Annotated in this window: 13 protein-coding genes and 1 rRNA gene; 13 read left to right on the plus strand and 1 reads right to left on the minus strand. The window is 50.7% G+C overall.

Annotation, left to right across the window (positions count from 1 at the left end):
• The first annotated feature begins 7 nt into the window (after nucleotides 1–7).
• The 13 genes from rrf to D3P07_RS25615 all read left to right on the plus strand — a co-directional run bounded on the left by rrf (nucleotide 8) and on the right by D3P07_RS25615 (nucleotide 12919).
• Nucleotides 8–124: ribosomal RNA gene (rrf, locus tag D3P07_RS25555) — 5S ribosomal RNA — on the plus strand.
• Nucleotides 125–1009: 885 nt separating this feature from the next.
• Nucleotides 1010–1756 (plus strand): GntR family transcriptional regulator, encoded by a 747-nt coding sequence (locus tag D3P07_RS25560; protein WP_182914513.1) that lies wholly within the window; start codon nucleotides 1010–1012, stop codon nucleotides 1754–1756.
• Between the two features lie 19 nt (nucleotides 1757–1775).
• The gene (locus D3P07_RS25565) at nucleotides 1776–2723 is read left to right on the plus strand and encodes a sugar phosphate isomerase/epimerase family protein (protein WP_119803695.1); all 948 of its coding nucleotides are present in this window, start codon (nucleotides 1776–1778) and stop codon (nucleotides 2721–2723) included.
• Nucleotides 2723–3946, plus strand: coding sequence for a M20 family metallopeptidase (locus tag D3P07_RS25570; RefSeq protein ID WP_182914514.1), 1224 nt, complete (start codon nucleotides 2723–2725; stop codon nucleotides 3944–3946). Before D3P07_RS25565 ends, D3P07_RS25570 begins: the two co-directional genes overlap by 1 nt.
• Entirely contained in the window at nucleotides 3943–5139 is a 1197-nt protein-coding gene (locus D3P07_RS25575) for a threonine synthase (protein ID WP_119803699.1), read from the plus strand. The genes D3P07_RS25570 and D3P07_RS25575 overlap by 4 nt, the downstream gene beginning before the upstream one ends.
• Nucleotides 5139–6485, plus strand: a complete 1347-nt coding sequence (locus tag D3P07_RS25580; protein ID WP_119803701.1) for an ABC transporter substrate-binding protein — start codon at nucleotides 5139–5141, stop codon at nucleotides 6483–6485. Before D3P07_RS25575 ends, D3P07_RS25580 begins: the two co-directional genes overlap by 1 nt.
• An 83-nt stretch (nucleotides 6486–6568) precedes the next feature.
• Complete coding sequence (locus D3P07_RS25585; RefSeq protein WP_259391693.1) at nucleotides 6569–7453, plus strand: carbohydrate ABC transporter permease; 885 nt, start codon at nucleotides 6569–6571, stop codon at nucleotides 7451–7453.
• Nucleotides 7454–7495: 42 nt separating this feature from the next.
• The gene (locus tag D3P07_RS25590; RefSeq protein ID WP_220482050.1) at nucleotides 7496–8299 is read left to right on the plus strand and encodes a carbohydrate ABC transporter permease; all 804 of its coding nucleotides are present in this window, start codon (nucleotides 7496–7498) and stop codon (nucleotides 8297–8299) included.
• Nucleotides 8300–8320: 21 nt separating this feature from the next.
• Nucleotides 8321–9376 (plus strand): Gfo/Idh/MocA family protein, encoded by a 1056-nt coding sequence (locus D3P07_RS25595; RefSeq protein ID WP_119803707.1) that lies wholly within the window; start codon nucleotides 8321–8323, stop codon nucleotides 9374–9376.
• Nucleotides 9377–9405: 29 nt separating this feature from the next.
• Nucleotides 9406–9864, plus strand: a complete 459-nt coding sequence (locus tag D3P07_RS25600) for a RidA family protein (RefSeq protein WP_119803709.1) — start codon at nucleotides 9406–9408, stop codon at nucleotides 9862–9864.
• Nucleotide 9865: 1 nt separating this feature from the next.
• On the plus strand, nucleotides 9866–10609 hold the full coding sequence (locus tag D3P07_RS25605; protein WP_119803711.1) for an MBL fold metallo-hydrolase: 744 nt from the start codon (nucleotides 9866–9868) through the stop codon (nucleotides 10607–10609).
• 30 nt (nucleotides 10610–10639) lie between these two features.
• Entirely contained in the window at nucleotides 10640–11371 is a 732-nt protein-coding gene (locus D3P07_RS25610; RefSeq protein WP_119803713.1) for a sugar isomerase domain-containing protein, read from the plus strand.
• A 39-nt stretch (nucleotides 11372–11410) separates the two neighbouring features.
• Nucleotides 11411–12919 (plus strand): xylulokinase, encoded by a 1509-nt coding sequence (locus D3P07_RS25615; RefSeq protein ID WP_119803715.1) that lies wholly within the window; start codon nucleotides 11411–11413, stop codon nucleotides 12917–12919.
• A gap of 323 nt (nucleotides 12920–13242) precedes the next feature.
• On the opposite strand, the gene D3P07_RS25620 is transcribed toward D3P07_RS25615, so the two are convergent.
• Entirely contained in the window at nucleotides 13243–13887 is a 645-nt protein-coding gene (locus D3P07_RS25620; protein ID WP_119803717.1) for a YitT family protein, read from the minus strand.

The raw sequence follows: 13887 nt of genomic DNA on the forward strand, positions 1-13887 counted from the left end.
TTGATCGTTTGGTGATGACGGCGAAGGGGAACCACGCGTTCCCATACCGAACACGACCGTTAAGCCCTTCAGCGCCGATGGTACTTGGACCGCAGGGTCCTGGGAGAGTAGGACGTCGCCAAGCACAAAATGGCCTGCCGCAGTGATCTGCGGCAGGTTTTTTGTGCGTTCGGGGACTTTGGGATAGGCGAAGCCCTTCATCCCAAAGTCCCCGGGCGACGTTCCTCTCCCTGCTGGGAGAGTGTCCGAACCTTTTCATCGAAGCAACTCGACGATGCGGGCCCGGCCTTAGCGGTAGGTTCAGACGCCGACCGTGATGAAGCGCTTCGAAGCCTATTCATCCGGTGCGGAATGGACATCGCCAAGCACAAGAGCCTACCGTATGGATGCGGTAGGCTGATTACTTTTTAAAGAGCAAGAGATTAAGATTAAAAGATAAAGTCAAAGATAAAGACCAAAAAATCACTCTCCACGGGAGAGTGGCTAGATTCCCTGCAGTTCGATGATGTAGGCACGGGTTAGCGATATCGCCGATGCCAACCGTGATGTGACAGCTTCGCAGCCTATTCATTCGATGCGGAATGGACGTAACCTAGCACAGATGTCTATCTAAAGAAAAAGGTGGCAGGTGTTTTTTCTATTTTTATAAATGACCTGAAAGTTGAAAAGATCATGCGTAAACTATACAGCATCAAGCTTAAAAACCTTTTGCAGAGATTGCATCAGGTTTTTTTGATATGAAAATAATGATAGTTATAACTTTTATAAAATAAGAAGATTCAGCTATTAATATGAATGATAACGTGTAATTGAACTAAATTACATAGAATTATTAAAATATTTTAATCTTTTACTCCAAATCAGGCAGTAAGATTGTGCAAATTTTAATGATTCTGAATATTCACCTTTAAAAAATTATATTGACAAATGTGTGAAGCTTGAAATATATTAATAGCATCAACTGGTATAGACGACTACTTCACTATATGACATGAACCGAGGTGATGCCATGAAAGACTTGAAAGGTTTTATTGATCGCACTAGCGTAATACCCCTTTACTTTCAAGTGAAGGAGTATCTGCGCAGTCAGATTCAATCAGGTTATTATAAGCCTGATGAGTTGATTCCTTCTGAGCGTGAGCTATCGGAGGAATTTGAGATCAATCGTTTGACTGTCCGTCAGGCGATTAATGAACTCGTGCAAGAAGGCTTATTGTATCGTCAACGCGGAGTTGGCACATTCGTATCCACGCCGAAAATTGAGCAACCGCTTACGAAATTGACTAACTTTAGCTCAGATATGCAGAATCGTGGCGCAGTGCCAGGAGCGCAGGTTGTGTCCATTCAGGTAATCCCTTCTACCAAGCAAGTGGCTACACAGCTTCGCTTGGAGACAGGTGAAGAAGTATTGGAGATTGTGCGAGTGCGTACTGCAGATGGCGAGCCAATGGCTCTTGAACGCTCATACCTTGTGTATGAACTGGCCAAGCCACTGTATGGCATGGATATGGAGAATGTTTCCTTATACGAAATGCTGGAGACATTTTGCGGACTAAAGCTTATGAAAGCGGTTCAAACCATTGAGGTGACTTCCGTTTATCCGGAAGAAGCAGGGATTCTCGAAATTGGACAACATGATGCTGCGATGCTGATCGAGAGAACTACTTATGCCGAAGGTATGGAACGTCCGGTGGAATATGTAAGATCCCTATATAGAGGAGATCGCTACAAGTTTACAATCGAAATGAACGTCTAGACATCTGAGGAGGAACAATATGAGTAATCATTTGAAGCTGTCGTTCGAGATTTGGCCAAACATGCCGTGGGGAAGACTGGAGATTGCAGGTCCTGCCTGGAACTCCTGGGGAGATAAATCACTAGATTGGTGCATTAGACAAATTGCATCCTACGGCTATGAAGGGTTCGATGTCATCTATCCGAAGATTCAAGAAATATTGCCTCATGAATATGACGACACGGTTAAAAAGGTGCGTAAGGCGATGGACGAAACGGGACTGGCCTTCTCCTCCATCGGCTGTCATACAACCTTTGTAACGCCGCGTTATTTTGACCGCGATGCCGGAATTGCCAAGTTCAAAAAAGCAATCGACGCCGCATCTGATATGGGCGCAGGTACAGTCGTTACGCTAATTGGAGACGGTTACTACGATCCGCCGCTATACAACCTGATGACACGAAAAGAAGCTTGGCATCAAGTCGTTACGGCTACGCAAGAAGTTGCGGATTATGCCAAAACAAAAGGAATCGACGTCAGCATTGAATTGATCCAAGGCACCATCATTAACAACATTGACGACATGCTGAAGCTGTTTGAACTGGTCGATCGTCCGAATGTCTATGCTTGTGTGGATGTCGGCACGTTCTATACAACCGTTAAACCGCGCATGCCGATCAAAGAAGCTATCCGCAAGCTAGGCGACCGGATTCGTGTCACTCATGTAAAAGATGAAGTCGGTTTCCCGAACATTATGCAATCTCAGCACGTATGGTTTGGAGCTGGTTTTGTAGATTTCCGCGAAATGGCGGAAGCGCTTAAGGAAGTCAACTTCCAAGGCTATAACTCTGTAGAGTGGGAAGGCTTCCAGACAGGCGGACTATACGGAGTTGGCGATCCTTCAGGCGTCAGCATGACAGACTTCGACAGAGTGGCTGAAGAGTCCAAGGAATACCTTGAAGAATTCGGATGGGGCAAACAAGGCTAATGGAGAAGGTGATTGCCGCTTCAGCCCCTGGAGAGATCGAAGAGCTATTAGCACGTCTCATTGCGATTGAGAGTCATAGCGAGGTGCCAGGACAGGAGATGCGGTTAGCCGTATACATTCAACAATGGTTTCAAGATCAGGGGATCGAATGCCAGCTGCAAGAGGCGATCCCCGGTCGCCCCAATGTGATTGCACGGCTCGCTGGAAGAGGAGGGGGGAAATCCTTACTCCTCAACGGCCATCTCGATACAGTTCCCCCCTACGGTATGAATGACCCATTCAAAGCGATTCAAATCGGAGATCGTCTGTACGGCAGAGGCAGTGTAGATATGAAAGGCGCGCTTGCGGCCATGATGATGACCCTCGCATCTATTCACCGCAGCGGGATCAGCTTAGCTGGCGATATCATCTTCGCAGGAACAGTTGGGGAAGAATCGTACAGCCCAGGCGCTCACCACTTGGCACGCAGCGAGTTTCGGGCGGATTACGGTGTCGTAGGCGAGCCGACCGGGATGAGAGTAGGCATTGCGCATAAAGGCGTAGCCTGGTTCGAAGCGGACTTCGTAGGCCGCTCGGTTCATGGAAGCGTACCCGAGCAAGGCGTGAATGCCATCTATCGAGCTTCGAGATGGATCAATTATATACAGGATCATTATTTGCCGGAGCTGAAGCTTCGAAATCATCCGCTGCTCGGTTCTCCGTCTCTGAATATCGGGATGATACAGGGAGGAACCAGGCCGGTTATCGTTCCGAATCATTGCGCGATTGGCTTTGAACGGCGCTTGCTGCCGGGAGAGACGGCCGAGACAGCTTTGGCGGAACTGGAATTGACACTAGCGGCTGTTCGTGAAGAGTATCCCGACTTTGACGGAAGGATTCGCATTTCCGACAATTTCCATGGCGTACCGCATGGTCCGATGGGGACGAGCGCTGACAGCTTGCTGGTGAAAGCGATGCTGGAGGCTTATCAAACGGAGTTTGCAGCGGCAGATACACCGAAGAATGCTGAACCGGTCGGACTGCAATTCTGGACAGACGGAGCTTTGCTGCAAGAGGTATGTCCTGAAATCATCGTATGCGGACCAGGCAGCATTGAACAGGCGCATTCAAACGAAGAGTATATCGAGCTTGGACAGCTGCACAGCGCTTATCGCATGTATGTTCAATCCGCCCTCACCCTAGCGGGCCAGTCCGTATCGGACACGGAGGAGGAGCGCTTATGAGTACGTTTCGGCCGGTATGCTGGTATTGCGGTGAGAGCTACGAGATAGAGCCAATTTATACTTGCCGACGTTGCAAGGGGACTCTGGAAATTCATTATGATTATGAGCAGATTTGCAGTAAAGCCTACTTTACGCGATTGGCGGCCTCATCGGGCAGCGAGATCTGGAGATTTCGAGAGCTGCTTCCGATACTGCCGGAGGGGAGAACGATCTCGCTTGGCGAAGGCGGGACACCGCTTATTCGCACCAATAATATACTGAATATTGCGAATAATCAATCTTTGCATTTGAAGATGGAATCGATTAATCCGACGCTTGCGTTCAAGGACAGGCCGCTCGCAGTCGCGATAACAGCAGCCGCCCAATTTGGGCTTAATGAGGTTGTATGCGCTTCAACTGGCAATACCGGCGTGGCTGCGGCAGCCTATGCGGCGCGTGCCGGCTTGCGATGCACGATTTATGTGCCTGAGAGCACGCCTGAAGAGAAACGATCCGCGATGGAGCAGTACGGTGCGGTGCTCCATACGGTGGAGGGCCATTATAGCGATGCCTATCGAGTTGCAGAAGAGATGGCTGTCGCACGACAAGCCTTTAATCTGACCTCCACCTATATGAATCCTTATGCAGTAGAAGGCAACAAGACGGTTGCCTATGAGCTGGCTTTCCAGCTTGGCAAGGTTCCGGATTGGATCATCGTGCCGATAGGGGCAGGACCTTTATTATCCGGGATCTACAAAGGCTTTAAAGAAATGAAGCTTGCCGGATTTACGGACAAGCTGCCGCGCATGGCAGGCGTACAGGCCGAAGGATGCGCGCCGATTGTGAAAGCGTTCCACGATGGCGAGGCTGACGTGCAGCCTTGGAGCGGTCCTGCTCAGACGATCGCTTCGGGAATAGCCGATCCCTTGCTGACTTATCCTGCGGATGGAACCCGCACCTTGTCAGTCATCCGAGAATCCGAAGGAATTGCGCTGGCTATAGCGGATGCCGAATTGATCCGTTATCGCAGACTGCTGGCAGAGCGCGAAGGCGTGCTCGCCGAGCTGTCCTCTGTGACTGCTGTCGCGGCAGCGGCGCATATGCAGCAGACTGGCTTGCTTGAGCAGAATGCTACCGTCGTATCGATTGTAACCGGGCATGGCCTTAAGGATATGTCCGCTGCAATAAATCATACAAAAGGGAGTGTCTTGTAATGAAGAGTAAAAAATTTCTGCTGCTGATCGCACTGGTTATCGTGCTTCAAACCGTGCTGGCGGCATGCTCGTCGAACAGCGGGGGCTCGGAAGGCAACAAGGACAAAAACGCCAATACGGGCAGCGGCGGGGGTAATGTAACGGAAATTACGCTATGGCACATGGAGGAGCCGCCGAACCGGGTGAAGCGATTCCAGGAAATTGCGGATGCCTTTAACAAAGCGAATCCGGACATCAAAGTAACGACGCAAGTGCAAAGCTGGGGAGATGCATACTCGAAATTCCCGGCGTCCATCATGTCGGGCACAGGCCCGGACCTGCTCTTTACGATCCCGGACTATACGACATTGATCAAGGAGCTGGGCGTAGTTCAGCCGGTGGACGATATTATCGAGTCTCTGGACAGCAAGCACGGCTTCCTTGATACCGCTCTTGAGCCATACAAGTACGATGGCCAGACTTGGGCAGTTCCGATATTCGGCATGGTTCAAGTGCTATGGTACCGCAATGACTTGCTGCAAGCGGCTAACGTAGAGCCGCCGAAAACATGGGCAGAGCTGAAGACGGCAGCAGAGAAGCTGACTTCGGGCAACAAATACGGTATTGCTCTTCCAGGCTCGAAGTCGATGGCCACCGACCAGGTGCTGTACAGCTTCCTGGTATCGGGTGGAGCCAAGCATGTCATCAATGGCAACAACGAAATTACTTTCGACAATGAAAAAACCGTTGCAGCCTATCAAATGTATACAGATCTGATGAAGTTCTCTCCACCGGACAGCAATACGTATCAATGGGGCGAGCCGCAAGCGTTGTTCAATTCCGGCAGCGTGGCGATGGCGATCGAGAAGGGTCAATACCTGTCGACCTTTGAAGCGGAATCCGGGCGTCCGGCCTCCGATCTGGGTGTCGTGCCGATGCCGGTAGGTGAAGGCGGAGAAGAAGGCAGCATCTACTACTCCAACGGTATTATGGTTCTGACCGACGATGCGGCGAAGAAAGAGGCAATTACAAAATTCTTCGAATTCCTGTTCGAGCCTGAGACTTACGGAAGCTTTGTCAACGCAGAGCCAGGTCTGTTCCTGCCAGTAACAGAAGACGGCAGCAAAGCGGAGAGCTTCTGGAATGATCCGGTCATTAGCAAATATAAGGATCAAGTCGAAGTATTGATCAAGGCTTCCAGCAACGGAGCGCTGTTCGGCTTCACGGATGGCGTCGCAACCAAGATTGGCCAGATTGCAGGGCCGAACTATATGGCTCAAACGCTTGAGAATATCATCATTGCTGGCAAGTCGGTAGAAGATTCAGTCAAGTGGGGACAAGCCCAGATGGAAACTGCTGTGAAATAATTGGAAGAGGGGTTTGATGGGCAGGGGTGTGAAATATGGTCATACCCCTTCTCGTCCCTCCAGGGGAGTGAAAAGGCTTGGAGATGTTAGGCAAAGGCAAAAAGTTTAACAAACTGCTGCCCTATCTGCTAGTTGCGCCTATTGTGATTTGGATTGTGGTGACCATATTTATTCCTTTATTTAGCGTAATCAAAGAAAGCTTCTACAGCACAGGTTTTATCGGTACAAAAGGCACATTTGTCGGATTGGATCAATACAAAGCCACCTTAACGTCAAGCGCTTACTGGACAGCTTGGAAGAAGAGCTTGATCTGGGTGCTTGGCAACGGCTTGATGCAGACCGTGCTTGCCTTTGGCGTAGCATTGTTGCTGAACAAAGCATCGCGCATGACGAATTTCGCACGTAATTGGATGATCATCCCTTGGATTATACCGACGATTGTCGTCGCTATCTTTTGGCAATGGATATTTAACGGGTCCTACGGTATTTTTAACCACGTGCTTCAATCGCTTCATCTTATTGATAAACCGATTAATTTGCTGGGTGACAGCTTCTGGTCGTTCCCGATTGTCATCTTCATTAACACATGGCATTGGTTCCCGTTCATGGCGGTTATCGTTCTGGCGGGTCTATCTACCATTTCACAAGACATTTATGAGGCCGCCGATGTGGATGGCGCGAACAAATGGCAGCAATTCTGGAGCATTACGTTCCCTTCGTTAGGGAAAATCACGTTCGCGCTTGGACTTGTCGGCACATTATGGTCGTTCAATATATTCGATACGATTTACATTTTAACCGGCGGCGGTCCTGCAGGAGCTTCAACGACTGTACCGGTCATGATCTATCAGCAGGCATTCGAGCAGTTCAAGATCGGACAAGCTTCGGCAACCTCGATTATCACTGCTGTATTCTTGAGCATATTCGCCTTCTTCTTCCTCAAATTCGCAGGGCCTAAGGAAGATTAGCAACAAGCTTATTTCATCGCTACCGGAAAGTTGGTGACTGTCGTGAAAATATTCCGATATATCATCGGTATATTGCTGACCTTTTTGATTGTCTTTCCCTTCTACTGGGTTATTGTCTCTTCGTTCAAGCCGGCTGATCAAATCCTGAAGCCGGATTTATTCCCGAAGGCCTTTACACTTGTTCATTATCAAGAGTTGATCGAACAGACGTCATATTTGACGAACCTGTCCAACAGTATAATCGTCTCCATTGGCACCATGGCTATATCTGTACTCATCGTCATCCCGGCCAGCTTTGCGCTGTACCGGATGAAGTTCAAGGGACGCAAGTTCGTAAGCCGCCTTATCCTGGCTACGTATGTGTTCCCGGGTATCCTGCTGCTGGTTCCTGTCTATCAATTGATGGCGGATCTGCATCTGGTCAACTCATTGCTAGGCTTGATGGTGATTAACGTAACATTCGCCGCACCGTTCTCCGTATGGCTGATGCAGGGCTTCTTCGACAATGTGCCTCTTGCGCTCGACGAATCGGCAGCGATAGATGGCGCAAGCCGGATGCGGACGCTATTCCAGATTATATTGCCGCTTATTGGGCCAGGCATAGCGACTATTTCGATTTATGCGTTCATTATGGCTTGGACGGAGTTTGCCTTCTCGTCGGTACTGATTAACAGCGATTCGTTGCGCACACTCCCAATCGGTCTTAATGCCATTATGGGCCAATATACGGTCCGCTGGGGCTGGACGACTGCCGGTGCGGTGCTTGCCTTGCTGCCGGTTGTTATCTTCTTCGCCTTTGTCGGCAAGTATTTCGTGAAGGGACTTACGGCCGGTGCGGTCAAATAATCGATTCCTGGAGGTATCGGCATGGACAAGCTTCGTATCGGATTAATCGGGACGGGACGATTCGGCAGACTGCATTTGCGCGTACTCCGCCAATTGCCTCATGTGGAAGTGGCTGCGATCGCGGATGTCTACGTACCTGCACTCCAGGCAACGGCTGAGGAGTTCGGCATACGGAGTGAGGATTGCTATCAGGATCCTCTTGAACTGATCAAGAGAGAAGACCTGGATGCGATAGATATCGTGTCCGATGAGCAGTCGCATGGTCCGCTGGTCATTGCGGCATTGAAGTACGGCAAGCATGTCATTGTGGAAAAGCCGCTATCCGTCACTAGCGAGGAGGCGCAGGCGATCCAATATCTTCAGGCCGAGAAAAATCGACAGGTTATGGTCGGCAATATCTCGCGCTTCAGTCAGCCTTATTACGCAATCAAGCGAAGTATCGACAATGGCATGCTGGGAAATGTGGCGGCCATTCGCTCCAAACGGAATTTCAGCCGATCGTGGTTTCATTCCTTCGGCAATCGCGTGCATCCCGTCTACGAATCCGGCGTGCATGAGCTCGATCTTATCGTGTGGTACGCCGGTTGCCGATGTGTCCGGGTATCCGCATTTGAGCGAAATATGAGCGGCTATGTACATCCCGATCTGTTCTCTGCCGCTCTGGTCTTCGAGAACGGACTGGTCGCTTCACTGGACTCCAGTTGGATGGTGCCATCCGGCGGACCGCAAAATTTGGTTGAGACGCTGGAGCTGGACGGTACGATTGATGCAGAGATCGAAGTTATCGGTGAGAAAGGGACGGCGAAGTTCGGGCTTGCGCATCCCGGATTTACAATTTGGACGGACAGCGGCCTGCAGCATCCCGAGACAACGCTTTGGCCGACGGGGCCAGAAGGAATCGGCGGTGCGATTCTGATTGAGCTGACTCATTTTGTGAATCAGATCATGAAGGGCCAGCCGTCGCCGGTTATGCCGCTTTCGGATTCGGTTCATGTGATGGAAATCGCGGAAGCAATCGTGGATGCGGCTAGGACTGGCGAAGTTGTGAAGCTTGCCGGAAACGGCATTCGAAAGTAAGAACATAGAAAGAAGGAGTGGATGAAGAGATGTCCATCGAGAACCGCTTGCAGCAATTAGGCATCACGATTCCTCATGTTCCGCCTCGTTTCAATTTCATCCCCGGTGTCCAAATCGGAGACCTGCTGTTTATATCAGGCGCTACTCCAGAGATTGACGGAGTGATGCAGCAACCGGGCCGGCTTGGTGCGGATATTGATGTGGAGACCGGACAGAAGCTGGCAAGACTTGCAGCTCTGAACTGTCTGGGCGAGATTCAGATGGTGCTTGGTTCGCTGGATAGAGTAAAGCGTATCGTTCGGGTCATGGGGTATGTGCGCTCCGCTGCCGACTTCGGGGATCAGCCGCTGGTCATCAATGGCGCTTCCGATCTGCTGGTCGAAGTGTTCGGCGAATCAGGACGACATGCGAGAGCTGCGCTCGGGACAAGCGAGCTTCCGTCAGGAGCAGCTGTCGAACTTGAAATGATTGTGCAGGTCAAGGATTGAGATGAAGATTAGCAGAGATATTTATTTGATAGGAAGCGGGCAACTGGGCTTCGACTGGACTCATCCGGCTGACTGCAATGTCTATGCGGTGAATACGGGAGAAGGGGTGGCATTGATTGATAGCGGGACTGGCTTGTCGGTAGACCAGCTGGCGGACAACTTGGAAGAACATCAATTCAATATGGCAGATGTGACGCATATTCTGCTCACCCATCTCCATGCGGATCATTCTGGAGGAGCGGCGGAGATTGCCCGTCGCACGGGTGCGCAGGTGGTTCTGCTGGATGAGGCTGCATCTGTTCTTGAGGCAGGGGATGAGCAGGCGATCGACCTTCCTCAGGCTAGAATGGCTGGCTTCTATCCGGCAGATTACCGCTGGACGCCTTGCAAGGCTGATATTCGATTGCAGGACGGGGAACAGCTTACGATTGGCCGATATTCTTTCACCGCGATGCATACGCCGGGACATTCACGTTACGATACATGTTATGTGATGGAAGCAGAGAGGGGGCCACTCGTCCTGATCAGCGGAGACACCATCATGTACGGAGGGAAAATTTCGATGCTCAGTACACATGATTTTTCGGTCAGCGCTCTTGCTTCAAGCATAGAGCGGCTCACGGCAATGGAGCCGGAGATGCTGCTGCCGGGACACGGGCAGCCGGCATTGTCCCGGGCAGCGGAGCATATACGCACAGCCTCTCGAATTTTTGGCACACTGGGCATTCCGCCAACTATCGGTTAACAAGGTTGGCAATCAGGAAGGGGTATTCATATGCTTGCTAGCAAATTTGTTCATGAAATTATAGGTCATATTCATTTGGTAGAGAAAGAAGAGCGCCATTCTATTATGCAGGCAGCTGACTGGATCGCGGATTCTGTAGCCCGCGACGGGCTTGTCCATCTGTTCGGATGCGGTCACTCTCATCTGCTGGTAGAGGACTTTTTCTATAGAGCCGGAGGCATGGTGCCAGTCAACGCTATATTAGAGACGAGCATTATGCTTCACGAAGGAGCGGTGAAAAGCTCGAAGATTGAGCGGATGACCGGGTATGCTCCTGTTATTCTTGATAATTACAACGTGATGGCGGGCGAGGTCATCATTGTCATATCCAACTCCGGGATCAACAGCTTGCCTGTAGAGATGGCCCAATCGGCCAAGGAGCGGGGGCTAAAGGTAGTAGCGATCTGTTCGTCTGCTTACTTCAACGATGAAACCCGCCACCCGTCCGGCAAGCGGCTTAGCGATATCGCGGATTTGGTCATCGACAATCATATGCCGCATGGAGACGCCTTGGTTGAGATTCCTGACTTCTCCATGAAGATGGCTTCCGGCTCTACCGTTATTGGCAGTGTCATTCTGAATATGATCATGACCAGCGTGGCGGAGAAGCTGGTGGAGCGCGGCATAGAGCCTCCGGTCTACGTCAGCGGCAATATACCTGGCGGCTTTGAGCGCAACCAGGTATATATCGACAAGTACAGGCAACGAATCAAGCATTTATAGAAGCGCCTGAAGAGCAACTTGTGAAAGCGGGGAGTGGAGATGAAGGAAGCGTCTTTGGTACTCAGCATCGATATCGGCTCCACAGCCGTCAAAGTCATTGCAATGACAAAGGAAGGCGAGATTGCAGCTTCGGAATCCGGTCATTATCCGACCAGCTCTCCTTATCCGGGCTGGGTAGAGCAAGACCCGGAATCTTGGTGGGAGGCAGCTGCGGCAGCGATCAAGGGATGTCTGGAGACAGTCGGCCCGTCTGCCATTGGAGCGGTGTCCTTCTCCGGGCATATGAGCGCGCCAGTTCTGTTGGATGAAGACGGTACACCTGTCATGCCCAGCATCCTGATTGCCGATACCCGCTCGCATGAGGAGTCGGCTTATCTCAAGGCACACTATAGGGGGGACTTCCTTCAATTAACAGGCAATGAGCCGATTGACGCCTTCACGGTATCGAAATTGTTATGGATCAAGAGAAAACGGCCGGAGGCCATGGACCGCGCTTGCACCTTGTTGTTTCCCAAGGACTATATCCGGTACAAGCTTACGGGACAACTCGGAACGGATCAGACGGATGCGGGGAACAGCTTGCTGTACAATCATGGCAACGGCGAATGGGCCATGGAGCTCATTCGAGAGCTGGACTTGCCGGCTCATATCTTCCCGCAAATCCATGCTTCCTCGGATATTGTCGGTTATGCTTCCCAGAATGCCTCCATAGCAACGGGACTTCTGGAAGGTACTCCAATTGTAGCCGGAGCTGCGGACATGGCCTGCAGCCAGCTCGGTACGGGCGCTGTCCACGCAGGTACGCTGGCCATCACGTTAAGCACATCGGCACAAGTGGTCATGAGGGTATCTTCCATCTCTACCTCCGGTGCGGGTCAAGTAACCTACCATCCCTCTGCCATCCCTGGAACTTTGTATGGAATGGGTTCCGTCTTTACAGGGGGGCTTGGGATCGACTGGGCTTATCGCCTTATCACAGGGAAGAGCAGGCTGGCGGCGGAGGATTATGCGGCCATTAACCAGCTATGCGATGGTATGAAGACGATTCCTCCCGGTAGCGGCAACATCATGTTTCTTCCATTCCTGGTAGGCAGCGGGACGCCGCATTTTGATGCGGCGGACAGAGCGACCTGGATTGGACTGTCGACAGGACAAACGCCTGAGCTGCTTATGCATTCGGTCATGGAAGGCATCGCTTTTAATATTCGGGAAAGCATGGAAGTATTCCAGAAGGGCGGGCATTCCATCGACAAGGTCCATTTGGGCGGAGGCGGAAGCCGCAATCAGGTATGGAGCGCCATGATTGGCGACGTACTGGGCAAAAATCTGTCTCTTCTGCGCAATCGCGATGCTTCGGCAATCGGAGCCGCCATGCTGGCCGGAGTAGGAACAGGCATGTGTTCGATGGAAGATATCGTTTCGCAGAAGCTGATAAGCACCTCGGAGCCTGCGCCTTGTTCAGCAGATCGACACCGTTCTTATGACGCAATCTATGCCAGATACCTCAAAGCCTACCGGGCGCTCAATGAATGGTATCGGAATGAGTAGGCTTCATAAGCGGTACTAAGAAGGAATTCCTAAAGGCATGATGCGGGACTGACCCTATAACGTAAGCATAATCAAAACACCTTCAAGAAACTAAATCTCCATGTCGTAAGATAGGGGACAACCTTGGAGGTGTTTTTGTATTATCGTTTTATTGATACAACTGACTATACCTCAATTCAGTTGCCTGTGAAGAACAGTCGATTGGTAGGGAGGGAATGAATGAAAAAAAGATCGTATTTCGTTTTCGTTTTGGCGGGACAAAAAGGAATCCCTCAAGCATGTACTCAAGTAGGGATTCCTTTTTCATTTGCATTTTGTAAGGTTTAATTAACCGATGCAGGATGAATGGCTCTGGATTCTCCGGGCTTCACGGTTGCAAGCTTTCGCTTAAGCAATGCGAGGACAGTGGAGGTGACGGCGATCGATAGAACAGAGATGAGTCCGTTTGTAAGCGAGTAGGCAAAGAGGCTGGACGCGATGACGATAAAGTCAAAAGCGAAGTTGCTTTTGCCGGGATTGATGCCATGCTTCCGGTGCAGATACAGTGCCAGAATGGTAGCCCCGCCTAGCGATGCGCCGTTCCGGAATAATCCGATCAATCCGATCCCGATAAAGGCCCCGCCAATGATAGCGCCAGGCAGTTCAGGGATTGTGAATGCGGGCAGCAAGCTATCCAGCGAGCTAAGTCCGGTGAGTATAGCAATAGCGATAATCGTGGTAAACGTAAAGGATTTGCCCATATAAAAGTACGAAAAAACAAAGAATGGCAAGTTGAGTAAGGCGAACAGGTAATGGAACGGAATGTTCAGTATGGGAGATAAGCTAAGGGCTAACCCCGCTGTCCCTCCTGTGACGACACCGGAATGCTTCAATAGGAGAAGTCCGCCGGCTGTAACGAAGCAGCTTATTGCAATATGAAGCCATTTCCACACAGATGCCTTCACTTTGCAGCCTGATAATAGCAACAT

This window comes from Paenibacillus sp. 1011MAR3C5, assembly GCF_003591485.1.
Classification (GTDB): domain Bacteria; phylum Bacillota; class Bacilli; order Paenibacillales; family Paenibacillaceae; genus Pristimantibacillus.